Source organism: Pseudomonas sp. H1_D05, assembly GCF_054682705.1.
Map to the genome: position 1 here is coordinate 592,066 of NZ_CP162825.1, position 26,269 is coordinate 618,334.

Consider the following 26,269-nt stretch of genomic DNA (forward strand, 5'->3'; position numbering starts at 1 on the left):
GACTACAGCGCGGGACTACATAAACGTCACGGAGAATCACACTATGAGCACCGAAAGTGCTTCGAGTCGGGGCCGTCTGCTACCGAGCCTGCTCGGCATTCTGCTTCTACTGATGGGCCTGGCCATGTTGGCCGGTGGGGTCAAGCTGAGCATGCTCGGCGGCTCGCTGTACTACCTGCTGGCCGGTATCGGCATCGCGCTGTCCGGCATTCTGATGCTGATGCGCCGTCGCGCGGCGCTGGGCCTGTACGCCATCGTCTTGTTTGCCAGCACCGTTTGGGCGCTGTGGGAAGTCGGTCTGGACTGGTGGCAACTGGTGCCACGTCTGGCGCTGTGGTTTGTCCTCGGTTTCGTCATGCTGCTGCCGTGGTTCCGTCGTCCGCTGCTGCTTAACGGCCCGGCGCCGATGGGCACTGGCGGTCTGACCGTCGCTGTGGTGCTGGCCGGCGTCACCGCTCTGGCCAGCCTGTTCACCCACCCGGGCGAAACCTTCGGCGAACTGGGCCGCGACACCGCGGACACCACCAGCACCGCGCCAGCCATGCCCGATGGCGACTGGCAGGCCTACGGCCGCACCGAATTCGGTGACCGCTACTCGCCGCTGAAGCAGATCACCCCGGCCAACGTGGGCAAACTGCAAGAAGCCTGGCGCATCCAGACCGGCGACCTGCCAACGGCAGATGATCCGGTCGAACTGACCAATGAAAACACTCCGCTGAAAGCCAACGGCATGATCTATGCGTGCACCGCGCACAGCAAAGTGTTGGCCCTGGACCCGGACACCGGCAAAGAACTGTGGCGCTTCGACCCACAGATCAAGAGCCCGGTCGGCTTCAAAGGCTTCGCCCACATGACTTGCCGTGGCGTGTCGTACTACGACGAAGCCGCTTACGCGAAAACTGAAAACGCTGCCTCGGCGGTGATTTCCGAGGCTGGCAAAGCCGTTGCGCAGGCTTGCCCGCGTCGTCTCTACCTGCCCACCGCTGATGCCCGCCTGATCGCCCTGAACGCCGACACCGGCAAGATCTGCGAAGGCTTCGGCAAAAACGGCGTGGTTGACCTGACCCAAGGCATCGGCCCATTCACCGCTGGCGGCTACTACTCCACCTCGCCAGCGGCGATTACCCGTGATCTGGTGATCATGGGCGGTCACGTGACCGACAACGAATCGACCAACGAGCCATCGGGCGTGATCCGCGCTTTCGACGTGCGCGACGGTCACCTTGTGTGGAACTGGGACAGCGACAAGCCAGACGCCACCGAGCCTTTGGCACCGGGCGAAACCTACAGCCGCAACTCCGCGAACATGTGGTCGCTGGCCAGTGTCGACGAAAAACTCGGCATGGTTTACCTGCCACTGGGCAACCAGACTCCAGACCAGTGGGGCGCTGACCGCACCCCGGGCGCCGAGAAATTCAGCGCCGGTGTAGTTGCTCTGGACCTGGCCACCGGTAAAGTGCGCTGGAACTACCAGTTCACCCACCACGACCTGTGGGACATGGACGTTGGCAGCCAGCCAACCCTGCTCGACATGAAAACCGCCGACGGCGTGAAACCGGCGCTGATCGCTCCGACCAAACAGGGCAGCCTGTACGTCCTCGACCGTCGTGACGGCACGCCGATCATTCCGATCAAGGAAATCCCGGTCCCGCAAGGCGCCGTCAAAGGCGACCACACCGCACCGACCCAGGCCCGTTCGGACCTCAACCTGCTGGCTCCGGAACTGACCGAAAAAGCCATGTGGGGCGCGAGCCCGTTCGACCAGATGCTGTGCCGCATCCAGTTCAAGGAACTGCGTTATGAAGGCCAGTACACCCCGCCGTCGGAACAGGGCAGCCTGATCTATCCGGGTAACGTTGGCGTGTTCAACTGGGGCGGCGTCTCGGTCGACCCGGTTCGCCAGATGCTGTTCACCAGCCCGAACTACATGGCCTTCGTTTCGAAAATGGTGCCACGCGAGCAAGTCGCCGCCGGCAGCAAACGCGAAAGCGAAACCGCTGGTGTGCAGCCAAACACCGGCGCGCCATACGCGGTGATCATGCACCCGTTCATGTCGCCATTCGGCGTACCGTGCCAGGCACCGGCCTGGGGCTACGTTGCCGGTATCGACCTGACCACCGGCAAAGTCGTGTGGAAACGTAAAAACGGCACCAGCCGCGACAGCTCGCCCATCCCGATCGGTTTCACCCTGGGTGTGCCGAGCATGGGCGGTTCGATGGTCACGGCTGGCGGCGTCGGCTTCCTCAGCGGCACCCTCGACCAGTACCTGCGCGCGTACGACGTGAACAGCGGTAAAGAGCTGTGGAAATCGCGTCTGCCCGCTGGCGGCCAGGCAACTCCGATGACCTACACCGGCAAGGACGGCAAGCAATACGTGCTGCTGGTTGTCGGCGGTCACGGTTCGCTGGGCACCAAGATGGGTGACTACGTGATTGCGTACAAACTGCCGGAATAAGTTTTAGCGGCGGTAAAAATGAAGGCGATGTCCCGCAGGGGACATCGCCTTTTTTTGTGCACGCCATTCCTTAACCCACCGGAGAACCCTGTGGGAGCGAGCCTGCTCGCGAAGGCGTCAGCACATTCAACATCTACGGTGCCTGACACACCGCTTTCGCGAGCAAGCTCGCTCCCACAGGTTGAAAAGTGTTTATCTGTGGGAAGTGTGTTCGTCCTACAGACGTTGAAAATTGCGCGGAGTTTTCCGACAAGTCGCGTCGGTTGTGCCTCGGAAATCGGCTGGATAGGCTCGTGGGGTCGCTGCAAATTCAGCGAACGGGCGTCGCGGCCCGAGCAGTTCATTCGATTTGATGCATAATCGCCAGCCCAAACTGAAGCGCTCAGGTGCTTGTTGTCTGGTTTGATGGTGGCTGTGCGCGGGATACCTTCGGGTATGCCGAGATTGCCGAATGGCTCGGTCCGCGAACCCGCGTACAGCTGCCACCCTCCGTCGCGTCGCGGTGATTGAGAGTGACAGCCCCACTTATCATTCGGAGCTTCACCATGAAAAAGCCAACACCCAATCCACCCGAAACCGAAGACACCACCCCCTACGAATTCCCCGGCTCGAAGCGCTTCCACGAAGCCGCCGAACGCGCGCTCGACCACTACCTCAAACCCAACGCCTTGACCCTGCGCTTTCACAAACCCAGCACCATGTTCCAGGTCGCCCCCGAACAGGACAGCGAAAGCCTGCTGGTCCACGCCTGCGAATCGCTGGCCCAGGCCAGCCTCATGACCAGCGACATCGCCGCCTACATCGACCTGCCGCAGCGGCGCACGATTCTGGCCATCCAGCAAATCATCATGCTCGCCGAGCTGGCCGTGAACCGCGTGCTGGATAACCACGAAATCCGCCAATCCCCAACACACAGCTAACCCTCTGTGGGAGCGAGCCTGCTCGCGAAGGTGTCAGCGCATTCGGCAGTTGGACTGACTGACACAGCGCTTTCGCGAGCAAGCCTGCCCCGCACTTGATCAACACTGTGCCTGCTATATAACTCCTATCAAGAAGGCTCATCGCGAACACGTATAAAAACCTGTCAGATATGACAGTTCACTGTCTTCACCCGCTCAATCAGACTTCCTTCTCCAACCAAGATCAGGCACAGGAAGCACCCCATGACCCATCCAAAGGCATCCCCAGCAGTTTGGGTAAACGGTATTCTCAACGTTAATGTAAAAGGCACCATTGGCGGTACGCCGGTTAATCTGACCAGCTTCGCGACAACCAGCATTTCCACCTCTTTCAACGAGCTCGGCGGTTACAATTTTTCTTTCGAAGATAACCACGGTTCATCGAGCCAACGAACCATCTCCATCTCGCTTCGCAAGCTGCTGGACCCTGCAATCGCTGGCTACCTTGAAAATGTCGTGACCGAACGAGGTATTCAGCTTTATGACTATGAAGTGACATCCTCTTCCGACATTTCTGTAAGTCAACTCAATAGCGGCCTGTACTTATACTCCCTCGATAATTTGCAACTTTCCGGTAAGGCACGCCACGGTGATGAAACACGTGAACTCACCGGTAGCGGATACTTTTTTCTCCAAGAGCTGACTTACCCTGTCTAACAAACAGGTCAGGATTTCACTCGTCAGGTTAAACGTGCGTCTGCCGTTCCGTCACAGGTGTAGGGCAGACGCATGCCGACGTGAAATACCGAGTCGAACCCAAGCTCTACATCGACAGACCAATAACCCCCCTATACATATATACCACCCGCCTCCCACTGCCCCTCGCCATGCTGGCCGCTCACCCTCAGCATGGAAAAAATGCCCATGAACCTCGCCATAACCCCCACCTCCGAAGAGGTCAAAAACGATCTCAACGCGATCGCCCATCACCTGTTCAATACATCAACCCCGCTGCTTCCCGAACAAAAACCGAGTACCGAACAGGCCTTTCTGAAACGCCTCGACGAACAACTGAAAACCTATCGCACCAGCTACCTGCAACGCAGCCGCGAGCTGTATCAGGCGCTGGAAAACAGCGATCTGCAGAGCGACGAAGGCAAACAACTGATCGCCACCCTGAAAGTCAGGCTGGCCACTCAACTGATCAACATGGATCAACGCGACCGGATCGACGATAAACCGGCGAAAACCTTCCTCAAATATGACGCAGGCTTCACCGCCATCGGCCACGAAGCCAGACAGGCCGTCACCGACCGCTTGCTGCACCCGCAAGCCGGCGAACTGCTGCAAAAACTCGATGCGGTGCCGGTGCTGCGTCCGGCCATGTACGCGCTGCAGTTCAGCTATCAAGACACCACCGTTGAGCTGGCTGGCGCTTTTGTGGTCACGGAAAAGGACACTCGCCGAGTCAAGGACCTGCTGACCGACCAGAGCATGGGTTTCGCCCTGCTGTTTACCCCCGCAAGAGGCATCGAATTCTTCAACTCCCTTGCTGATCTCGACAACCAACTGCGCACATTGCTGAACCAGGCCAGCGGTAGCAAGGAGTTCATGTCCATGCTGCCGACGCGCTATCACGCCGTCGGCGCAGCAGGGATCTGGCCGCTGCTGCTCGCGCCAATCGACAGCAGACCGTTGTTCGAACACACCTACGACGCGCTGATCGAAAAACGCACGCAGGATATCGAGCGCGCCTTGAGCTTCGCCGAAAACCCACAGCAAGACCCCAGGCAATTGCTCACCGCGCTGGACCACGCCATTGCCGCCGCCCTACCGGATCTCACGCCGCGTCTGGAATTACGCGCGCAAACCTTGTTCGAGCGCCACCTGCGCTACAGCGCACCGGACTGGTTTCGAAGCGCCAGCACCGCGCAAAAAGACGCACTGGCGCAGCATCTGCGCAACTATCAGCAGGCGCGACAAGACCTGCTCGACTTGATGGAGCCGGCCGGCAGCCTGACGGCACTGGCCCGCCAGCAATGGCTGGAGCGCCTGAGCGAAGACCTGGAAATCGACGACCTCGAGCCGGCAAAGTTAAGCATTGCGACCGATCGCCGAGTGCCGGGCTACGGCGTTTATGTGCATCAATCCAGCCTGCTCGAGCTGTCCTTGCGCGGCCCGCACACCGGCGATGAATTACCGGGCTCGGAGTTTTTGAAGTACACCACCCTCACCTACGATGACGCGCCTTTGCCGCCAGCCTACGCGGACGTGACGCCGGCGTGGCTGATCAGGCAAGCCGTGGAGCTGCAGCCTCGGATTGACTTCAATCACTTGCAAAATGAGCTGCAGGCCAGGCCCGCAATCAAACCCGCCATTGAGCAGATGCTCGACAAACGTATCGTCGCCCTCGCTCACACGGCGGTGCTGCAGGGGCACTTGCTCGACAGTGACCTGCAACTGATCCAGCGCCTGCGTGACGGTAGCGATGCGCGCCTGCGCGCCGCCACCCTGTCGCTGCACGGCGCCCAGTTGCAGGATTTGTGGGTGCTGCGCCAGAACGATGACCGCGGCGCGCTCAAACGGCTGTTGCTGTGCACACCACAGGCGCCGCGAACGCAACAATTCCAGGCCTTCGACAGTGAGCGCGAATGCCAGACCCACCTGCTGGGCTGGGCCAAACACAGCGATGCCGCCGACAGCATGGCCGGCTACCTGATCAGCCGTGCGCCCATGCGCTTTCGCGCAAAGCTGCGCCACGTGTTGGCCGGACTGAGTTTCAAACCTGAGGCGCTGGAGCATCAAAAGGTCACGTTCGCTCACACCGGCAGTCATCCCGATTGCCTGCGCACGATGGCTGAACATGTGCTCGCCACACGGATCGACGACTACGATTTCTGTACACCGCTGTGGTATCGCTCCACCACGGCTGCCAACCGCCGAAAGCTGACGACCCTGAGTGAAGACGCCGAAGGCGCCTTGCGCGCGTTCAACAAGCATGCCTTGTCGGGCAGCCGCTTTCCGGCGTTTGATGACTACGTGCACGAGCAAGCCAAAATCAGCTTGAACCGCTTGCTCAAGCGCACCACCAACGATGTCGATCCGGATACCGTCTGGGCTTACTCGCCGACCGCCATCGTGCGCTCGTGGACGCCAAAACCTCTGAACTACACCACGCTGTATCGCGATGGCTACGCCGACGGCGTCGGTTTTCTCGATGAAAAATTTTCCCGCTCGGCGCGCTTCAGAGGCCCGCAGGGCATCGACCTCAGCAACCTGACCGCACAGAATGTCGCGCGCTCGGTCACCGGTGTGTGGATCGGCCAGCGCTACATCGACAAGGTCAAGGCTGAACTGCAAAGTTCGACGAGCGAAGGCTATGACTTTCGGCGCAACACGACCCTGGCCATTACCCAGCGCCAGATGAAAAGCGCCGCGCTGGAATGCCAGCTGCAGGGCCATATCGCCAGCCATGATCTGCAATGGCTGGAGCAGAGTATCGACAGCATGGCTGAAACTTCCGGCGCCACGCGCACGACCTATCCACTCCACCGTTTGATGATCGACGGCGAATGGGTGCTCGACGCGTGGCTGTTCAGCCATGGTGCCAACCCGGTTCTGCTCTACACCCCGGAGGCGCCCGACGGCGTCGCTTTCCGCGAAGCGCGGCTGTTCAATTACCTGCTTCAACAGCAGTCCGGCATGCTCGAATACCTGACGTTGCGCGTCGACGTCAGCGCCCGGACCCGGGTTCGCACATACCTTGAAAACATCAAGAAAGGGCTGCCCAAAGACCTCAATAAAACCACGCCCAGCCCTGCACGTTACGACTCGACCCGCGCAGTCGCGGCGGTCAGTGACCTGCGCACTGTCCTTTACGACATGAGGCTGCAACGTCGTATCGACGACGTTAACGCCACCACCACCAGCCGTGCCGAGATGATCGCCGGTCTGGTCTGGACCAGTGTCGAATGGATCGCCGCCATTGCCACGGCGCCGTTCCCGCTGCTGAGCCTGAGCACCGGCCTGTTACTGGCTTTCAAGGACGCCATGCTCGCCCTGCATGCGTACCGTCAGGGTGACCACGGCGAAGCGTTCCAGCATCTGCTCGGTTATCTGTTCAACAGTGCCGGCGCGGTGCTGACCGACCTGCGTCCGGCGCTGCGTTCGCTCAAGCCCGTGCGCCGGCCTGTGCGGCAGAGCCTCGTCAGTGCCAGCAACGAACAACGCGATGTCATGACCGTGATCGATCAAGTAGCACCTGGCCCCAAGCGGAATGAAATGAGTCCGGTGGTGTACAGAAATGAGCTGTTCTATATCGACAAAGATCCTGATTCCAGCGGTCGTTTTCTGCTTTACCGAGCCCATCCGGATTCCGGCGAACTCACCTCGAGCACCATCCTGACCGTGCGCAACGCAGACGGAAAGTTGGTGCGCAGTGGCGTGGCCGGCGGTGCGCTCGAGTACGAGGCCGTGCCAGAGACACCCGGCCCGGACAAGGTCTATGGTGTGGAGTCCAAATACCATGATCGCATCGAAATGGTGATGAACCCGCAAATCCGGGAGATCATCCTCGAAAACAGTCAGGACTTCAGCGGCATCGATCCGCAAATTTACCTTGTCGGGTTTGTGGAAAGTCACGCCCCGGCGCGCACCGCTTACCTGAAGCAGGTCGAAAAGCTCAGCACCGACGCCACCGCGCATTTCGCCGAACTTGCCCCGTTGCCAGCCCGCGCCGAAGTTCCGCCAGTCGCCGACGACCTGTCGTTTGCCCAGTTACTGGCGAGCGACGCCGTCAAAGGAAAAAATCTGGTGATCGGCGCCCAGCCCGGCTCGATCGCCAGCAAACAGTTGCTGATCGAGGGTGTGGACGAACTCGTGAGCAACGGCTTCAAGCGACTTTACGTGGAATACCTGGCGGGCGATGTCTTCAAAATCAAGCTGGAAAAACTGAATAAGGGCGGAACCTGGAAACACATCGAAAAACATCTTAAAGCCGTCGACCTTGCGCAGGGGTATGAGAAAAAAGCGCCATTCTCTTATCTGGCACTGGTGCGTGCAGCGCGCGAAAAGGGTCTGAAAATCCATGCGCTGGATGCGTCGACCAGCTATCAACTGGAAGGAGTGATGGTACTGGACGACGTCTCGCCATTGACCCCTCGCAGCAACAGCATCAGGAATTTCTATTCGCACAAGACGCTGGCCGTCGATATCGCCGATGCGCCTGAGGAGCGCTGGGTGGTCCTCACCGAACAATCACGCATGAGCACCTTCGACAACACCCCCGGCCTGGCCGACCTGCACGCGGCTGTCGCCGTGCGCGTGGAAGATGTCGCACAGGATCAGGCGGCGCGCATCAGCCTCGATTCAGCCGGGGCAATCCCCGGGGATTCGGCCGCCAAGGGCGATTATCGTGTGCAACGGCCGACGGCGTACAAGGCGCCTCAACCCGTCTCCCGGCCAGCATCGATTGCCCCTGCTGTCGAGCATTTCAGCGAATACGATATTCCACCCGCCATGCGTAACGATATCGCGAGGATGTTGCATCAGCCCAAAGCCATGGACTCACGCTATACCCCGACCGTACCGAAAGAACAACAGGCGCACGATGCGTTCATCGCCAACCGCAAGCGTCTGGAGAAAAAGGCCAGGGACACGTTTGCTCACTACACGCCCCCCGAAGCGGCCGCGCTCCCGACACTCACCTCAGACATCAAGTTCGAGGAGTTTTTGCGGCTGGTGGCCGACGGCCGCTTGAACCTGCTGATCGGCGAGGCCCATAGCCACGTATCGAGCAAAGCGTTGCTGAAAAAGTACATGAAGGCGCTCAAGCAAGCCGGGTATGACACGCTCTACGTGGAACATCTGTTCACCGATTTGCACCAGGCCGATCTGGATACTTTTTTTCGGACACAGCGCATGCCGGACAGACTGAAGAATTACCTGCGCGTTCAGGACCGTGGCCAAATGCCCACTTATAAAGGTAACGATACCTACACAGAGGTCCTCCAGGCGGCGGCGAAGTACAACATCCGTATCAGGGCCCTCGATTGCACGGCGTCTTACCACCTCAAGGGTGTGTTTAACGAAGATATCTCGCGAAACGAGATGTTCAGCTATTTCGCCACCCAAGTGATCGAAGCCGACCAACTGGCACATGGGCCGCATAAGTGGGTAGCCCTTATCGGCAATGCCCACACTAACTACAACCTGGGTGTGCCGGGTCTGGCGGATACCCTCTCGGCGGTCAGTCTCCACGTACGCGACACCGCTCCGGAACTGGCCAGAGATATCCATCGCGGGACCTGGAGAGCGGTGGCCAGCGAGCGCGGAACCAATAGCCGGGCCTTGCGCAGCGATTTCCTGCTGGACGTGGCCGTCGCCGGCAAGAAAAAACCAACCCTGACGCCGGCCGTCGAGCGCAGCAAACTGACCCGGTCCGGGATGTTCATGATCGAAAACACGGATACGGGCGAGCTCCGTCTGGTGCATAAATCCAGGTCCGACGACATCGTTGAGACACCGATTCAGGTCAATGACCACGGCTTGTTTTTCATTGATCGCTGGGAGAAAAAAGAAGAGCGTTTCAAATACCTGGGGACCTTGATCGATATGCTGGTCAGTGATTTGAGAATGACCGAGGTGAAATAAGCGTCAGGTGTAACTGCGCATTGCCAACAACCACCGGGCTGACTGCCCGGTGGTTTTTTATCGTCAATGCCACAGTTCTGCACCCTGCCGAAATAGCGCAGCCCATTGGGTGCGAGCGGGCTGCGGGCGTCGTTCCGCCGAACAACAGAGGTCGCCAGGTCCAGAGAAACCCTGTCAAAACCCTGAACACACAAGCAGAAACGTCTGCCCCCATTGAAACCACCCAAGGCCTGCCCCATCTAAGACCCATACTCCATTGCGCAGGTGCCCCATGAGCGACCAGCAAGAATTCCCGGAAAACCCCGACGACTACACCGAAGCCGAACACATCGAACACACCTCTTCCGGCAAAGGCCTCGCCCTGCCCGGCCAGAACCTGCCGGACAAGGTCTACATCATCCCGATCCACAATCGCCCGTTCTTCCCGGCCCAAGTCCTGCCGGTCATCGTCAATGAAGAGCCGTGGGCCGAGACCCTCGAACTGGTCAGCAAATCCGAACACCACTCCCTGGCCTTGTTCTTCATGGACACGCCCCAGGAAGACCCGCGCCACTTCGACACCGGCGCCCTGCCGCAATACGGCACCCTGGTCAAAGTCCACCACGCCAGCCGCGAGAACGGCAAACTGCAATTCGTCGCCCAGGGCCTGAGCCGAGTGCGCATCAAGACCTGGCTGAAACACCACCGCCCGCCGTATCTGGTGGAGGTCGAATACCCACACCAGCCCACCGAGCCGACCGACGAGGTCAAGGCTTACGGCATGGCGCTGATCAACGCGATCAAAGAACTGCTGCCGCTCAACCCGCTGTACAGCGAAGAACTGAAGAACTACCTCAACCGCTTCAGCCCCAACGACCCGTCGCCGCTGACCGACTTCGCCGCCGCGCTGACCTCAGCCACCGGCCCCGAACTGCAAGAAGTGCTCGACTGCGTGCCGATGCTCAAGCGCATGGAAAAAGTCCTGCCGATGCTGCGCAAGGAAGTCGAAGTCGCGCGCCTGCAAAAAGAGATTTCGGCAGAAGTTAACCGCAAGATCGGCGAGCATCAGCGCGAGTTCTTCCTTAAAGAACAACTCAAGGTCATCCAGCAGGAACTCGGCCTGACCAAGGACGACCGCAGCGCCGACCTTGAACAGTTCGAGCAGCGCCTGGAAGGCAAAGTCCTGCCGGCGCAGGTGCAGAAGCGCCTCGAGGAGGAAATGAACAAGCTGTCGATCCTCGAGACCGGTTCGCCGGAATACGCGGTCACTCGCAACTACCTCGACTGGGCGACCTCGGTGCCGTGGGGCGTCTACGGCGAGGACAAACTCGACCTCAAGCACGCGCGCAAAATCCTCGACAAACACCACGCCGGCCTCGACGACATCAAGGATCGCATCCTCGAATTCCTCGCCGTCGGTGCCTATAAAGGTGAGATCAGCGGTTCCATTGTGCTGCTGGTCGGCCCGCCGGGCGTGGGTAAAACCAGCGTCGGCAAATCCATTGCTGAATCACTCGGCCGGCCGTTCTACCGCTTCAGCCTCGGCGGCATGCGTGATGAGGCCGAGATCAAGGGCCACCGCCGCACCTACATCGGCGCACAGCCGGGCAAACTGGTGCAGGCGTTGAAAGACGTCGAGGTGATGAACCCGGTGATCATGCTCGATGAAATCGACAAGATGGGCCAGAGCTACCAGGGCGACCCGGCTTCGGCGCTGCTGGAAACCCTCGACCCGGAGCAGAACGTCGAATTCCTCGACCACTACCTCGACCTGCGCATGGACCTGTCGAAAGTCCTGTTCGTGTGCACCGCCAACACTCTGGATTCGATCCCCGGCCCATTGCTCGACCGCATGGAAGTGATTCGCCTGTCGGGCTACATCACCGAAGAAAAAGTCGCCATCGCCAAGCGTCACCTGTGGCCGAAACTGCTGGAAAAGGCCGGCGTGTCCAAGGGCAGCCTGAGCATCAGCGACACCGCGCTCAAAGCCTTGATCGACGGTTACGCCCGTGAAGCCGGCGTGCGTCAGCTGGAAAAGCAAATGGGCAAACTGGTGCGCAAAGCGGTGATGAAGCTGATCGACGAACCGAAAGCGGTGATCAAACTCGGGCCGAAAGACCTCGAAGCGTCACTCGGCCATCCCGTGTTTCGCAACGAACAAGTGCTGTCCGGTACTGGCGTGATTACCGGTCTGGCATGGACCAGCATGGGCGGCGCAACGTTGCCGATCGAAGCCACGCGGATTCACACGCTTAACCGTGGCTTCAAACTCACCGGACAACTGGGTGATGTGATGAAGGAGTCGGCCGAGATCGCCTACAGCTACGTCAGCTCACACCTGAAACAATTCGGCGGCGACGCGAAGTTCTTCGACGAAGCCTTCGTCCACCTGCACGTACCGGAAGGCGCGACACCCAAGGACGGCCCGAGCGCCGGCGTGACCATGGCCAGCGCCCTGCTCTCGCTCGCACGCAATCAGCCGCCGAAGAAAGGTGTAGCGATGACCGGCGAATTGACCCTGACCGGGCATGTGCTGCCGATTGGCGGGGTGCGCGAGAAGGTGATTGCGGCGCGCCGGCAGAAGATTTTCGAGTTGATTCTGCCGGAGCCGAACCGGGGTAATTTTGAGGAATTGCCGGATTATCTGAAGGAAGGGATTACGGTGCATTTCGCGAAGAAGTTTGCCGATGTGGCGAAGATCCTGTTCTGACAAACAGCCCCTCATCGGAACGCCGCCCGCCCAGCCCTCTCCCACAGGGAGAGGGAGCCGACCGAGTTGTCTTGCGCTATACATCGACCTGAAACACCGAGTCGATTATGGATTCAATGATCTATTTCAGGTCGGTGGACTTCTGGAATATCCCCCCGGTCAGTCCCCTCTCCCTCTGGGAGAGGGTTAGGGTGAGGGCTTGGCGTTGTCACACTTTGTCTCATCTTCAGTTATGCTCGCCGTTCGTCGTAAACGCCGGAGCCTCTGACCTTATGTCCCCCACTCGCCTGTTTGTCCCCCTCGCCCTTTCGTTGCTGGCCGCCTGCGCCACACAACCGAAACACAACGTGACCGTGGAAAAACAAAGCGAATGCCCCGTACGGCTGACTAACGGGCAAAACCTCATCATCATGCTGCCAAGCAACCCGACCACCGGCTATCGCTGGGCCATTCAGGATTCGGCTGGCGGCGTATTGCGTGCACTGAGCCCCGAGGTCTACAGCAATCCAGAAGACGCCGGCGTCGTCGGCGCGGCGGGCGTATCGACCTGGCGCTTTCAAGCATTTGCCCCCGGCACCGGGCGTCTGCGCCTGACCTCACAACAGCCATGGGCACCGGAAGTGCTGCCAGTGGAAACCTTTGACTGCGCCATTTCGGTGAACTGATCGTGGGCTGGCTGATTCTGGCGCTGATGGGCGCGGTGACGTTTCTCTACGGTGTCAGCACCCACGCGGCGTTACTGTGTCTGTTGGTCAAACCATTGCCGGTGCTGGCGCTGCTCGGCTGGCTCCATGACGCACCGCCCAGCGACTATCGGCGCTGGATCAGTCTCGGCCTGATTTTCTCGTTGCTGGGTGATGTGTTGCTGGCATGGCCAGGCGATTTGTTTGTATTTGGACTTGGCGCATTTCTGATCGCACATCTGGCGTACCTGAAGGCTTATCTGAGCGACTGCAAGCGTTTGGCGGTGATGCCCTTGGTGCTCGCCCTCGGAGTTGGCGCGGTATTGCTGGGACTTCTGATTTCCAGCGGCTTAGGTCCGTTGCTGGTGCCGGTGATTGTCTATGGCACGGCAATCAGCGCGATGCTCTGGCGCGCGCTTGCTCGTCTCGGCACCGATGTGCCGAAACGCTCGGCGTTGCTGGCGGCGGGCGGTGCAGTGGCGTTTGTGTTCTCCGACAGCGTGATTGGCATTGACCGGTTTGTATCGCCATCTCACGCTGCACCGTATGTCATCATCCTCAGCTACTGGCTGGGCCAATGGGGCATCACTGCCTCGTCATTCGAAAGAGTGGAACAACTCAAGCGCACGCTATAAGCCAATAGTTGCCCTTTTATCTCGAAATATTATAAAAACCTGTCAACTCTGACAGTAGTTCATGATTTTTGTTCTCCCTAGTATTCGTTGGCGTTATCCAATCCCATGTAATACAAGGAAGAACTTCATGAGCTTTTTCAAAAGTAAAAACGCAACACTTTCCAACACTGCGGAACCTATCATTACCGTCAGTGCTGAAACACTTGCAACGGTGTCTGGCCGAGTGAAATTCGACAGCCAGATTGTGGAGTTCGATGCTGATCCGGCAAGTGATCAGATTGCACTGGTGACCCGTGCAAATTCTCAAGATTATTCGCATCGCAGTAAAAAAGGTCTGGTACTCGTATTTGATAAAACCATTAAATCGGGCAACTATCCTGTTACTGATCCAGGCTTCCCTTTCCATGATGCCTATTATTTTGAAACGGGTACCATCCCCGGCTTTACAACCTCGTTTCAATACACGGCAAAAAGCGGAACGTTCAATGTAGAGGTGATTGAGGCCACAGCCGAGAAACTGCATTACCAAATCGACTTTGATTTCAAGGGTGTCAACGAGCGTAGTCAGGAACTGAAAATCGCCGGCAAATCTACTTACATCGTATTACTGCAACCTCGGTAATCAGCGTTAAATAATGAATGACCAAGCTCGCCTAGCGAACCTGGTCATTCAGCCTTTCTAAACCCGCTTTCCCACGCTTTATCAGACAACCCAAGCATCCCCGCGCCCTTTTGGCTAAAATGCCGGCCTTTTCCACCGACACCGCCGGAACCGCCGTGAGCAAAGAACCCGATCGCATTTTCGCCAAGCCTTTGGCCCAGAGTACCCGACTTCGCCTTCAACGAAGACGTGGTGCGGGTGTTCCCGGACATGATCAAGCGCTCGGTGCCGGGTTACCCGACCATCGTCGAAAACCTCGGTGTGCTCGCCGCGCAGTTCGCTCAGCCAAACAGCGTGCTCTACGACCTCGGCTCATCGCTGGGCGCTGTCACTCAAGCCCTGCGTCGCCACGTGCGCACCGACGGTTGCCGGGTAATCGCTGTGGATAACTCGGCAGCGATGGTTGAGCGCTGCCGCGAATACCTCAACGGTCAGGACTCGATGTTCCAGGAGTTGCTGCCGGTCGAAGTGATCGAAGGCGACATTCTCGCCCTCGACTTCCAGCCAGCCTCGGTGGTGGCGCTGAACTTCACCCTGCAATTCATCGCCCCCGATCAGCGCACGGCGTTGCTCTCGCGCATTCGCCAATCGCTGCTGCCGGGCGGCGCGCTGATCCTTTCGGAGAAGCTGCGCTTCAACGATGCCGAAGAACACGCGCTGCTCACCGATCTGCATGTCGCCTTCAAACGCGCCAACGGCTACAGCGAACTGGAAATCGCCCAGAAGCGCAGCGCCATCGAAAACGTCATGAAGCCCGACAGCCTCGAAGAACACCGCGAACGCCTGCTGGCCGCCGGGTTCTCGAAAGTCGTGCCGTGGTTCCAGTGTCTTAACTTTGCCTCGTTGATTGCCTTGCCATGATTGATCTGTCCCCCCTCGCCCGCCGTCTGGCCGGCACACCACTGGCCGAATGGGCCAACACCCTGCAAGCGCAACTCGACAAGAAAATGGAGAAAGGTCACGGCGACCTGGAGCGCTGGCAAAGTGCGCTGGATGCCCTGCCGAAAATCCAGCCGAGCGAAGTCGACCTGCTCAACGGTCTGAAACTCGACACCGACTGCGACGAGGAAACCCGCGCGCAGATGCGTACCGCGCTGATGGGCCTGTCGCCCTGGCGCAAAGGCCCGTTTGATTTGTTTGGGGTGCACGTCGACACCGAATGGCGTTCGGACTGGAAGTGGTCGCGTGTCTCTCCGCACCTCGACTTGAAGGGCAAACGCATCCTCGATGTCGGTTGCGGCAACGGTTATTACATGTGGCGCATGCTCGGTGCCGGCGCGGACAGTGTGATCGGTGTTGACCCGAACTGGCTGTTCTTCTGCCAGTTCCAGGCCGTGCAGCGTTATCTGTCAGAACCCAATGCCTGGCACCTGCCCTTTCCGTTCGAAGACCTGCCGCCAAACCTAGAAGGCTTCGACACGGTGTTTTCCATGGGCGTGTTCTACCACCGTCGCTCGCCGATCGAGCATTTGCTGGCGCTGAAGGATTGCCTGGTCAAGGGCGGCGAACTGGTGCTGGAAACGCTGGTGGCCGAAGGCGACAAGCATCAGGTGCTGGTGCCGGAAGACCGTTATGCGCAGATGCGTAATGTGTGGTTCCTGCCGTCGGTGCCGGCGCTGGAGTTGTGGCTACGGCGTGCAGGTTTTACCGACATTCGTTGCGTGGACGTGAGCACAACCACGGTTGAAGAACAGCGCGGGACTGAGTGGATGAAGTATCAGTCGCTGAGCGACTTCCTTGATCCCGAGGACCACAGCAAAACCATCGAAGGATTGCCGGCGCCGATGCGTGCGGTGATTGTCGCTCGTAAATAATCCAATCGCCCAAACACCGCGGTGAGCCCCCCCTCACCCCAGCACTCTCCCCAGGGAGAGGGAGCTGATCATTGGGCTTTTCAAAACTTGAGTTCGACTCGGTATGTCAGGTCGACGGACTTGGCCTATCCAGCTCGGTCAGCCCCCTCTCCCCAAGGAGAGGGGGCTGATCGTTGAGCTTTTCAAGACTTGAGTTCGACTCGGAATCTCAGGTCGACGGACTTGGCCCATCCAGCTCGGTCAGTCCCCTCTCCCCCTGGTAGAGGGGGCCGATCTTTGGGCTTTTCTAAACTTGAGTTCGACTCGGTATCTCAGGTCGGCGGACCTCGCCCATCCAACTCGGTCAGTCCCCTCTCCCTCCGGGAGAGGGTTAGGGTGAGGGGCTTTTTGCTCTTCGGGCGCGAAAGAATTCGGTCAACACCGCGCCACACTCCTCCGCCAACACCCCACCCTCATACAACACCCGGTGATTCAAAAAGCCCTGAGTGAAGAACTGCCCCTGACTCTGCACAATCCCCGCTTTCGGTTCCAGCGCGCCATACACCACCCGCGCCACCCGCGAATGCACGATCAAACCGGCGCACATGCTGCACGGCTCCAGCGTCACGTACAGCGTGCTGCCCGGCAGCCGATAGTTATCCACCGCTTGAGCGGCCGCGCGGATGGCGACCATCTCCGCATGAGCACTCGGGTCGCTGGTGCTGATCGGGCAGTTGAAGCCGCGCCCGATGATTTCTCCATCCTGCACCAGCACTGCACCCACCGGCACTTCGCCGAGGGCTGCGCCTTGTTCGGCAAGGATCAGGGCTTCGCGCATGAAATCGCGGTCACGGCTGCGGTCGATGATCGCGGCAGGGCGAATCTGGCGCATCACTTCACCTCGATGGCGGCCATCAGGCCGGTTTCCATATGGTCGATCACGTGGCAGTGGAACATCCACACCCCCGGATTATCGGCCACCAGCGCCACTTGCGCGCGCTCGTTCTTGCCCAGCAGATAGGTGTCGGTGAAGTACGGAATGATCTTGTGCCGGTTCGACGCGATCACTTTGAAACTCATGCCGTGCAGGTGGATCGGGTGCTGATACTGGGTCATGTTCTTCAATTCGAAGATGTAGCTCTGCCCCAGTTTCAGGCTGGCAATCGGTCGGTCGGCACAGGTCTTGTCAGTGATGTCCCAGGCCTTGCCGTTGATCTGCCACAGGCTCGGCGGCCGGCCATTGTCGACGTTGACCGACACCGAACCGACCCATTCGAAATTGAAGTTGAGTTTCTCGGCATTGGCCAGGTCTGGCTCCGCCACCGGGTTGGCGGGCAGTGCTTTCGGCCAGTCGGTCGGGGCATCGGCGTTGGCCACCGAACGCAGGGTGCCGAGACGCACCGGGCCGTTGCGCAGCGACAGTTCTTCGCCTGCCGCCGGCGCCTTGATTGCCAGGCAAATGCGCATGCCCGGGCCGAGCCAGTATTCCTTGCCCAAAGGCCGCGGCTCGACCGGGTTGCCATCGAGCGCATAGATCTGCGCTTCGACGCCGGGAATGTTGATGCGGTAAGTCAGCGTGTTGTCGAGGTTGAGTAAACGCACGCGAGTGATCTGCCCGGCCGGTAGGTCGATGACCGGCAAGGGCACGCCGTTGATGGTCGACAACCGCCCCGCCGTACCGCCACGCGCTGCTTCACGGGGAATGCTGAATTCGACGAAATTGCCTTCGTCATCGATGTGCCAGTTTTTCAGGCTCAGGGTCTTTTCGTACTTGAAACCGGTCGGTTCGCGCTCTTCGATGATCAATGGCCCGACCAGGCCGCGCCCGAGCTCTTCGCTGCTGCTGACATGCGGGTGATACCAGTAGCTACCGGCATCCGGCACGCGGAATTTGTAATCGAAGTACTCGCCCGGCAACACCGGCAGCTGCGACACGTACGGCACACCGTCCATTTCCAGCGGCAGACGAATGCCGTGCCAGTGAATGGTCGTCGCCACCGGCAAGTGGTTGATGAAACGCACACGCAGCCATTCACCCTGACGCACCCGCAACTCGGTACCCGGCGCCGACGGCCCGAATGCCCAGGCCTCGGTCTTGTGCCCCGGCACCAGCTCGACGTCCAGCGGTGCGGCGATCAGCTCATAGTCGTGGCCCGCCTCGGCGTCGGCCATTTTTCCCAGCCAATACCGCGACGCGCCCCCCGCACCGACACCAACGACAACAAGACCGGCCAGGCCACCGAGGATTTGGCGACGGGTAAAGGACATGAACTCAACTACCTCACGTATCAGCGACAGACCCTGAAAGCCTGCAAAAGGCGAATACGATACACCTGCGGTTGAGAAACAGTAAGGGCGACCTGAGGCCGCACATCAGCTGTCGGCTTAAGATCGCAGCCCGGTAATCAGGTGCACGACACCGTCCTCCAAGGGCATCACGCCCGCGACCCCGGCGACGCTCAACGCCTGTTGATCGATACCCGACACATCACGCAATACAACCCGCACCCGAGTCAACGCCAGCGGTTGCTGTGACTGGAGGTTATCCACACCGCCCAGCGCCGCGACGATCGCGGCGCTCAATCCGGCGCTCGGCTCGGCGAGGACTTCGGGTGTGTCCACCACCAGATCCGGGGTCAGGGCTTTCCAGAATGCCTTCTGCCATTTATCCAACATCTTCAGTTCTCCAGAACCCGTAAAGTATCGACGGTTGCCTCGTGAAAGAGCTGCAACGCCTCGCGCACCTGCCCGGCACTTTCCAGCCCCAGCACCTGTTGGGCGATGATCTGACAATCGGCCAGCTCGAGTTCGCGCGCCGTCGCCTTGACCGGTGCAATCATCGGCACGCTCACCGACAGTTCATCCACGCCCAACCCCAGCAACAACGGCACCGCCAGACGTTCCGAGGCCATTGCCCCGCAGACTCCGACCCATTTGCCATGGGCGTGCGCGGCCTTCACAGTCATGGCGATCAGGCGCAATACCGAGGGATGAAAACTGTCCGCCTGACTGGCCAGACGCGGGTGATCGCGATCCATCGCCAGGGTGTATTGCGTCAGGTCATTGGTGCCGATCGAGAAAAAATCCACCAGCGGCGCAAACAGGTCCGCCATCAGCGCCGCGGCCGGCACCTCGATCATGATCCCCAGTTTCGGCCGTTGCGTTAGCCCCAGCGCGAGGATTTCCTCGTCGAGCATTTGCCGCGCCAGACGCAGCTCCGACAGTTGCGTGACCATCGGCAACATGATGTGCAAACGTGTCAGCTCGCAGCAGCCGAGCATGGCCCGGAACTGCTCACGCAATAACTGCGGGCGCTCCAGGCACAAACGAATGCCGCGCACGCCAAGGAACGGGTTGGTTTCGCTGTCCATCGGCACGTAGGCCAGCGGTTTGTCACCACCGACATCAAGGGTGCGCACCACCAGATTGTGCGCAGGTCCCACGCAGCGAGCGATGGCGCTGTAGGTCGCAGCCTGTTCGTCATGGCTCGGCGCATGATTACGGCCCAGGTAGAGAAACTCCGAACGCAGCAGGCCGACACCCGCACCGCCAAGGGCCATGGCCTGCTCGGTTTCCGCTAACGAGGCGACGTTGGCCGACACCTCGACGTGATGGCCGTCACGGGTCCGCGCCGCGAGCGATGCACTGGCCAACTCATGCTCATGGCGTTGACGCTGTTGCGCGTGCCGCGCCTGCCATTGACTGACGGCCGCAGGATCGGGACGCACATGCAATTCGCCCTTGTCGGCATCGAGCAACACCGGGGTGCCGTTGCTCAACGCCAACATCTGCACCGGCACCCCACAGATCGACGGCAGACCACAAGCGCGCGCAAGAATCGCCACGTGACTGGTTGCGCCGCCGCCGACCGTGGCAAAACCCAGCACCTTCCCGGTATCGATGCCGGCGGTCTGCGACGGGGTCAGTTGATCGGCAATCAGAATGCTTCCATGCGGCAGCTCCATCGCCTGCTCGCCAATCCCCAGCAATAGCTTGAGCACGCGGCGCCCGACATCGGTCAGGTCCGCCGCCCGTTCAGCCAGCAACGCACTGCCCAGTTGGCGAAACATCGCCGCGGTTTCTTCAGTGGCTGCGCGCCAGGCAAACGCTGCGCTTTTGCCCTCGCTGATCAATGCCTGGGCCTGATCGAGCAGCCCCGGATCTTCGAGCAGTTCCTGATGCGCCTTGAAGATCTCGGCCTCGGCCTCGCCAGCGGCGGTGTCGCGCAAATGCTGCAAGGCCAGATCAGCTTCGATCAGGGCATTGGCGAGGGCCTCGCGCTCGCCGTCTGCGCCGCCGCCAAACTCGCTGACGTCGAACACCGGCTCGCTGATCTGCACCACTTGGCCCAACGCCGAACCGGGTGACGCGCAGACGCCACGCAGCAGGGTCAGAACCTCGGTTTCAACCAGCTCGACTGGCGCCACCGCCGTCACCGCTTCACCGCAGCCTTCAATCAGTAATCGAGTCAGCGCATCGATTGCCGCGTCAGCATCTTCGCCCACCGCGCTGACCTGCACGCTGTCGCCGCACGCGGTCTGCAACGCCATGATCGCCACCAGGGATTTGGCGTTGGCCTGAGCCTGCTGTTTATGCAGGTAAATCTTTGCCGCGAAGCCCTTTGCCGCTTGCGCAAACACCGCTGCCGGGCGCGCGTGCAATCCGTTGGGATTAGGCAGTTTCAACGTTTGAGAGAACACGGCCTGACCTTCTGCCGCGCCAGCATCCACGCCACAAGCCTGAGTACGGGCGAGCTCAAGCAACGGCTGACCGGTTTCGACCCATCCGCTCGACGCGACCCGCCAGGTGAACGGTTCTCCGCTAATCACCAGCATCAATGTCATCAGGCTGCGCGCATGCCGGGCAATGTAATCGGCGTCGAACTCGATCAACGCTTGTCCGGCGGCAACCCGTTGCCCCTCTTCAACCAGGCGGGTGAAGCCTTGTCCGCCGAGGTTCACGGTATCAAGGCCAATGTGCATCAACACTTGTACGCCATGGTCATCGGTGATGCTCACGGCATGCCCGCTGGCCTGCACGTTACTGATGACGCCGGCCATGGGCGCACACAGGGTCGATGAAGTCGGGTCGATGCACAGACCGTCGCCGATCACGCGCCCGGAAAACACCGGATCGGGCACCTGCTCAAGCGCGATCAGGACACCGGACAAGGGAGCCAGCAATTGCAATGGTTGGGGTGTGGCCATGACGTCACCTGCAGTTTTGTTCTTTGAAGTGCCCATGGAGCGCGACGCTCCATCAGCATCGCTTATTTCCACCAGTATTCGACCTGCAATCCGACATTCGCACCGTGGCGAGCGCTACCGAAGGCGCCGGTGTCGGAGAGTGCCGAGCCTTTGGCCAGTTCGTTGGCCGCCCGTTTGGCCGCCTCGTTCCAGGTGGCGTACGTGTAATACAGCCGCACCTCGGGACGCGCCCAGAACTCCGGGCCTTTGGGCGACCAGGTCGGGGCAAACGTGAATTTGCTCAGTTTGCGCGTGCCACCCGGGGCTTCGACTTGATCGTGGCCCAGTTCGGTGACCAATTTGAAGTGTTCGCTGAGCGCATAGGCGGGACGCACACCCAGGGAGATCCAGTTCTGGTCGACACCGTCCGGGCGAATGTCTTTCTGGTACACCGCCGCGATCTGGCCACCGAAACGCGGCGTCACTTGCCAGTCGAAAAACTCGACGATCCGGTAACTCTTGTTGCTGTCGTCCAGTTTGACGTTGCCGGTATAACCCAGCCCGGTGCCCGGCCCTTCACCGTATTGCAGCGCCAGTTTGTTTTTGCCGCCGAGAAAATCCGTCTGCACATGTTGCGTGGTGATCGCCCAGCCCCGGTGGGCATCGCGGCTGTCGGGTTTGTCGATATAACTCAAGCCGAACTCCAGCTCACCGCCAGGATTGGTCTTGAAACCGGCGACGTTGAAGTCGTGCCGATTGATGTAGTCCTTCTGGTACAGGTTGTCCTTGCGCGAGAAGGCATAGCTGTATTTCAGATCGCCGATCAACACGTCTTCGACCCCGCCCCCCGTGGCGCTCTGGTTCCAGTAGTAGAAGTCGGAAATATGGATGTCATTGCGCTTGTAGTAACGGCGTCCGGCCCACAATGAACCACCGTTGAGCGCGGGCATCGCCGACCACTGTGCGTAGGCCTGCGGCAAGCGGATCGAACCATTGTCGTCTTTGAACGTGGGGCTGCGGTCGTAGCGGTTATACAGCGAGGCCATGCCGTCGACACTCAGTACCGAACCGTCGTCGAGGGTGTACAGGTCCTGCCGCAACTCGAGTTCGCCGTACTGCTCGCATTCGTTACCCAAGCGATATTTGGTCTGCGCACCCGGTAACTGGAAGCACGACTGACCGCTGCTGTTGACTGACGTGCCGACACCGCTGCGCAGGTAACCGCCAAACTCCAGCGCTTGTGACGTTGGCGGTAAGGCCAGGCAAAAACCTGCGACTGCAAGGCTGCGATTTATTGTTGTTTTCATAAGCCACCCCATTGTTTTTATTGTCTGGTTGCATGAATTCGGCGCGCAGAAATCTCCCGCGCAGTGCTCTGCGTGTTTTCTGAACGTTGTTTTTTTAGTTAAAGGTCAGGGATCGATCAGGTGCAGGACGAAGGACTCGTAAGGTCGCAACGTCACCTGGCGCTTGCGCAACGGGCCGTCCGGATAGTTGCTGATCAACTGGCGCTGGCTCATCGATTCACTGATGACCGTCGCCGGTAATTCCACTTCACAGGTTGTCCCGTAGAAGTTGTTCACCACCAACAAACGCTCGGCGTCACCTTCACGCACATACGCCCAGACCTGCGGATGTTCGGGCAGTAATTGCTGGTACAGCCCGTCGGTGATCAACGGTTCACTGCGGCGCAGCGCGATCAGACGGCGGTAGTGATGCAACACCGAGTCCGGGTCGTCGAGCTGGTTGGCGACGTTGATCTGCGCAGCATTGGCCGGCACTCCGATCCACGGTTCGACACGGCTGAAACCGGCGTTTGGCCCGGCGTCCCAGTGCATCGGCGTGCGCCCGTTATCCCGGGATTTCTGCATAATCGCTGCCATGTTGTCGGCATCGCTGCTGCCAGCCTCGCGCTTGAGGCGAAAAATATTGAGCGTCTCGACATCGCGATAATGCTCGATCGATTCGAACCCCGGATTGGTCATGCCCAACTCTTCGCCCTGATACACGAACGGCGTGCCCTGCAGAAAGTGCAGTGCGGTGCCGAGCATCTTCGCCGAGCATTCGCGGTACTCGCCGTCGTTGCCGAAGCGCGAGACCACGCGCGGCTGATCGTGGTTGCACCAGAACAGCGCGTTCCAGCCGCCCCCCGCCTGCATGCCGGTCTGCCAGTCGGACAGAATTTTCTTTAGCTGAAGGAAATCGAAGTCGGCGCGCACCCACTTCTGCAGGTTTGGATAATCGACTTTCAGGTGATGAAAGTTGAAGGTCATCGACAACTCTTTCGACTGCGGATTCGAATAGCGAATGCAGTGTTCGAGGCTGGTCGATGACATCTCGCCGACATTGATCAGGTCGTGCCCTTCGAAGACTTCGCGGTGCATCTGCTGCAAGTACGCGTGGACATTCGGCCCGTCGGTATAAAAGCGTCGGCCATCGCTGTCGTCTTCGGGGAAGTCCGCAGGCTTGGAGATCAGATTGATCACGTCCAGGCGAAAGCCGCCGACGCCCTTGTCTCGCCAGAATTGCATCATCCGGAACACTTCAGCGCGCACCTTGGGATTGTCCCAATTCAGGTCGGCCTGGGTGTGGTCGAACAGGTGCAGGTAATACTGACCGGTCTGGGCTTCGTACTCCCAGGCGGAACCGCCGAACTTGGATTCCCAGTTGTTCGGCTGATCACGCCAGATGTAGAAGTCACGGTAAGGATTGTCGAGGCTGCTGCGCGCCTGTTGAAACCAGACGTGTTCGATCGAGGTGTGATTGACCACGATGTCGAGCATCAGCTTGATCCCGCGCTTGCCCGCCTCGGCGATCAGCAATTCGCAGTCGGCCATGCTGCCGTAGCTCGGGTCGATGGCGTAGTAATCGCTGATGTCATAGCCGTTATCGCGTTGCGGCGAACGCAGAAATGGCGTTATCCATAAACAGTCGACGCCCAGCCACTTCAGGTAATCGAGTTTGGCGACGATACCGAGCAGATCACCCGTCGGGTTACCGGCGTGACTATGAAAACTCTTCGGATAGATCTGGTAGATCACCGAACGCTGCCAGTCTTGCATGGCACAACTCCTTCAATAAGTCCGTGCGGCTCGCGCCCAGATTGAAATGCAATCAACTGTGGGAGCGAGCCTGCTCGCGAAAGCGATTGTTCAGGCAACCCGATAACCGGGCCGGACAATCTTCATGCTCAATGCACAGGTCAGAACAAACGGCACGAGCATGGCAATCAGCATCCCCAGCACAAACATCGGGATGTACTGCGGAATGATCGAGATGAAACCCGGCAGTCCACCGACGCCGATGGCCGAGGCCTGAACCTTGTTCAGCGACAGGAACACGCAGCCCAGTGCCGAACCGGTCAGCGCGGCATAAAACGGAAACTTGTAGCGCAGGTTGACGCCGAACATCGCTGGCTCGGTGATACCGAAGTAGGCGGAGATTGCCGAAGTCGACGCCATGCTCTTGTCCCGTGCATTACGGGTCATCCAGAACACCGCCAGGGCGGCACTGCCCTGAGCAAGGTTGGACATGACGATCATCGGCCAGATGAAGGTACCGCCCTGGGTCGAGATCAATTGCAGGTCGACCGCGAGAAACATGTGGTGCATGCCGGTGATCACCAGCGGCGCATACAGCAGACCGAAAATCGCGCCACCCACCATGGGTGCCAGGTCAAACAGCATGACCAGCCCTTCGGTGATGAAGATGCCGATGTGGCGGGTCACCGGGCCAATCACGGCCAGCGCCAATACGCCGGTAACGACGATGGTGGTGATCGGTACCACGAGTAACTGAATGGCGTTGGGCACGCGCGCGCGCAGCCATTGCTCGATGACGCTCATTACGTAAGCGGCCAGCAGAATCGGCAGGATCTGCCCCTGATAGCCGACCTTTTCCACCTGAAACAACCCGAGAATGTCGAAGTACGGCAACTGCTGCCCGTCCAGCCCGGCCACGGCCTTGCCGTAGTTCCAGGCGTTAAGCAGATCCGGGTGCACCAGCATCAGACCGAGGACGATGCCGAGGATCTCGCTGCCGCCAAAGCGCTTGGCCGCCGACCAGCCCACCAGCGCTGGCAGAAACACGAACGAGGTGTTGGCCATCAGATTGATCAGGCTCCACAGCCCATCGAGTTTCGGGTAGGCATCGAGCAGGGTCTGCCCGTCGATGAACATGCCTTTGGCACCCAGCAGATTGTTGATGCCCATCAGCAGGCCGGCAATGATCAGCGCCGGCAGAATCGGCATGAACACGTCAGAAAACACCCGCACCAGACGCTGCATGGCGTTGATCTTTTCAGTGCTTTTCTGTTTGACGTCAGCGATCGTCGACGCCGCGAGACCGGTCTGACGACGCAGTTCGGCATAGACCTTTTCCACTTCGCCCGGACCGATCACCACCTGATACAGGCCACCGGTAAAGAACGAGCCTTTGACCAGATCGATCTGGTTGAGCATGGCACTGTCGACCAGGCCCGGATCTTTCAGGGCCAGCCGCAACCGCGTGACGCAGTGGGCGGCCTGCTCGAGGTTGTCGCTGCCGCCGAGGCTTTGCAGCAATTGCCTGGCGATGTTCGGATAGTCGTGGCTCATGCTAGTTCTTCCGCTATGGATT

The 26,269-nt window shown here is 59.6% G+C and carries 16 protein-coding genes and 1 pseudogene; 10 read left to right on the top strand and 7 right to left on the bottom strand.

The window, feature by feature from the left end:
- Positions 1 to 43: 43 nt before the first annotated feature.
- The 10 genes and pseudogenes from AB4O11_RS02660 to cmoB all read left to right on the top strand — a co-directional run bounded on the left by AB4O11_RS02660 (position 44) and on the right by cmoB (position 16,487).
- Entirely contained in the window at positions 44 to 2,455 is a 2,412-nt protein-coding gene (locus AB4O11_RS02660) for a glucose/quinate/shikimate family membrane-bound PQQ-dependent dehydrogenase (RefSeq protein WP_093430620.1), read from the top strand.
- A gap of 545 nt (positions 2,456 to 3,000) precedes the next feature.
- Positions 3,001 to 3,375, top strand: a complete 375-nt coding sequence (locus tag AB4O11_RS02665; RefSeq protein ID WP_093430622.1) for a DUF6124 family protein — start codon at positions 3,001 to 3,003, stop codon at positions 3,373 to 3,375.
- Positions 3,376 to 3,618: 243 nt separating this feature from the next.
- Entirely contained in the window at positions 3,619 to 4,071 is a 453-nt protein-coding gene (locus AB4O11_RS02670; RefSeq protein ID WP_460092160.1) for a hypothetical protein, read from the top strand.
- Positions 4,072 to 4,278: 207 nt separating this feature from the next.
- Positions 4,279 to 10,005, top strand: coding sequence for a membrane-targeted effector domain-containing toxin (locus AB4O11_RS02675; protein ID WP_460130071.1), 5,727 nt, complete (start codon positions 4,279 to 4,281; stop codon positions 10,003 to 10,005).
- Positions 10,006 to 10,276: 271 nt separating this feature from the next.
- Complete coding sequence (gene lon / locus AB4O11_RS02680) at positions 10,277 to 12,694, top strand: endopeptidase La (protein WP_093430625.1); 2,418 nt, start codon at positions 10,277 to 10,279, stop codon at positions 12,692 to 12,694.
- A 272-nt stretch (positions 12,695 to 12,966) separates the two neighbouring features.
- Entirely contained in the window at positions 12,967 to 13,359 is a 393-nt protein-coding gene (locus tag AB4O11_RS02685; RefSeq protein ID WP_093430626.1) for a protease inhibitor I42 family protein, read from the top strand.
- A gap of 2 nt (positions 13,360 to 13,361) precedes the next feature.
- The gene (locus AB4O11_RS02690) at positions 13,362 to 14,012 is read left to right on the top strand and encodes a lysoplasmalogenase (protein ID WP_460130073.1); all 651 of its coding nucleotides are present in this window, start codon (positions 13,362 to 13,364) and stop codon (positions 14,010 to 14,012) included.
- A gap of 127 nt (positions 14,013 to 14,139) precedes the next feature.
- On the top strand, positions 14,140 to 14,634 hold the full coding sequence (locus AB4O11_RS02695) for a hypothetical protein (protein WP_460092167.1): 495 nt from the start codon (positions 14,140 to 14,142) through the stop codon (positions 14,632 to 14,634).
- Between the two features lie 119 nt (positions 14,635 to 14,753).
- A pseudogene (gene cmoA / locus AB4O11_RS02700) lies at positions 14,754 to 15,534 on the top strand (carboxy-S-adenosyl-L-methionine synthase CmoA).
- Positions 15,531 to 16,487, top strand: a complete 957-nt coding sequence (gene cmoB / locus AB4O11_RS02705; RefSeq protein WP_460130075.1) for a tRNA 5-methoxyuridine(34)/uridine 5-oxyacetic acid(34) synthase CmoB — start codon at positions 15,531 to 15,533, stop codon at positions 16,485 to 16,487. Before cmoA ends, cmoB begins: the two are co-directional and overlap by 4 nt.
- 370 nt (positions 16,488 to 16,857) lie before the next feature.
- Here the strand turns inward: cmoB and tadA are convergent, their stop codons facing one another.
- From tadA to treP, 7 genes are all read right to left on the bottom strand, one after another.
- On the bottom strand, positions 16,858 to 17,358 hold the full coding sequence (gene tadA, locus AB4O11_RS02710) for a tRNA adenosine(34) deaminase TadA (RefSeq protein WP_460130077.1): 501 nt from the start codon (positions 17,356 to 17,358) through the stop codon (positions 16,858 to 16,860).
- Positions 17,358 to 18,734 (bottom strand): multicopper oxidase family protein, encoded by a 1,377-nt coding sequence (locus AB4O11_RS02715; protein ID WP_257356050.1) that lies wholly within the window; start codon positions 18,732 to 18,734, stop codon positions 17,358 to 17,360. The genes tadA and AB4O11_RS02715 overlap by 1 nt, the downstream gene beginning before the upstream one ends.
- A gap of 117 nt (positions 18,735 to 18,851) precedes the next feature.
- The gene (locus tag AB4O11_RS02720) at positions 18,852 to 19,142 is read right to left on the bottom strand and encodes a PTS transporter subunit EIIB (protein ID WP_093430631.1); all 291 of its coding nucleotides are present in this window, start codon (positions 19,140 to 19,142) and stop codon (positions 18,852 to 18,854) included.
- Between the two features lie 2 nt (positions 19,143 to 19,144).
- A complete protein-coding gene (gene ptsP / locus AB4O11_RS02725; protein ID WP_460130080.1) occupies positions 19,145 to 21,673 on the bottom strand; it encodes a phosphoenolpyruvate--protein phosphotransferase in 2,529 nt (842 codons plus the stop codon).
- A gap of 62 nt (positions 21,674 to 21,735) precedes the next feature.
- Positions 21,736 to 22,959 carry a maltoporin gene (locus tag AB4O11_RS02730; RefSeq protein ID WP_116255140.1) on the bottom strand — a complete coding sequence of 408 codons (1,224 nt, stop codon included), beginning with the start codon at positions 22,957 to 22,959 and terminating at the stop codon, positions 21,736 to 21,738.
- 105 nt (positions 22,960 to 23,064) lie between these two features.
- The gene (treC, locus tag AB4O11_RS02735) at positions 23,065 to 24,714 is read right to left on the bottom strand and encodes an alpha,alpha-phosphotrehalase (RefSeq protein ID WP_320336380.1); all 1,650 of its coding nucleotides are present in this window, start codon (positions 24,712 to 24,714) and stop codon (positions 23,065 to 23,067) included.
- A gap of 90 nt (positions 24,715 to 24,804) precedes the next feature.
- A complete protein-coding gene (treP, locus tag AB4O11_RS02740; protein ID WP_093430634.1) occupies positions 24,805 to 26,247 on the bottom strand; it encodes a PTS system trehalose-specific EIIBC component in 1,443 nt (480 codons plus the stop codon).
- Positions 26,248 to 26,269: the final 22 nt, after the last annotated feature.

Coding starts and splice junctions, on each gene's coding strand:
- AB4O11_RS02660 (WP_093430620.1), top strand. CDS start 44: ATGAGCACCGAAAGTGCTTCGAGTCGGGGCCGTCTGCTACCGAGCCTG.
- AB4O11_RS02665 (WP_093430622.1), top strand. CDS start 3,001: ATGAAAAAGCCAACACCCAATCCACCCGAAACCGAAGACACCACCCCC.
- AB4O11_RS02670 (WP_460092160.1), top strand. CDS start 3,619: ATGACCCATCCAAAGGCATCCCCAGCAGTTTGGGTAAACGGTATTCTC.
- AB4O11_RS02675 (WP_460130071.1), top strand. CDS start 4,279: ATGAACCTCGCCATAACCCCCACCTCCGAAGAGGTCAAAAACGATCTC.
- lon (WP_093430625.1), top strand. CDS start 10,277: ATGAGCGACCAGCAAGAATTCCCGGAAAACCCCGACGACTACACCGAA.
- AB4O11_RS02685 (WP_093430626.1), top strand. CDS start 12,967: ATGTCCCCCACTCGCCTGTTTGTCCCCCTCGCCCTTTCGTTGCTGGCC.
- AB4O11_RS02695 (WP_460092167.1), top strand. CDS start 14,140: ATGAGCTTTTTCAAAAGTAAAAACGCAACACTTTCCAACACTGCGGAA.
- cmoB (WP_460130075.1), top strand. CDS start 15,531: ATGATTGATCTGTCCCCCCTCGCCCGCCGTCTGGCCGGCACACCACTG.
- tadA (WP_460130077.1), bottom strand. CDS start 17,358: ATGCGCCAGATTCGCCCTGCCGCGATCATCGACCGCAGCCGTGACCGC.
- AB4O11_RS02715 (WP_257356050.1), bottom strand. CDS start 18,734: ATGTCCTTTACCCGTCGCCAAATCCTCGGTGGCCTGGCCGGTCTTGTT.
- AB4O11_RS02720 (WP_093430631.1), bottom strand. CDS start 19,142: ATGTTGGATAAATGGCAGAAGGCATTCTGGAAAGCCCTGACCCCGGAT.
- ptsP (WP_460130080.1), bottom strand. CDS start 21,673: ATGGCCACACCCCAACCATTGCAATTGCTGGCTCCCTTGTCCGGTGTC.
- AB4O11_RS02730 (WP_116255140.1), bottom strand. CDS start 22,959: ATGAAAACAACAATAAATCGCAGCCTTGCAGTCGCAGGTTTTTGCCTG.
- treC (WP_320336380.1), bottom strand. CDS start 24,714: ATGCAAGACTGGCAGCGTTCGGTGATCTACCAGATCTATCCGAAGAGT.
- treP (WP_093430634.1), bottom strand. CDS start 26,247: ATGAGCCACGACTATCCGAACATCGCCAGGCAATTGCTGCAAAGCCTC.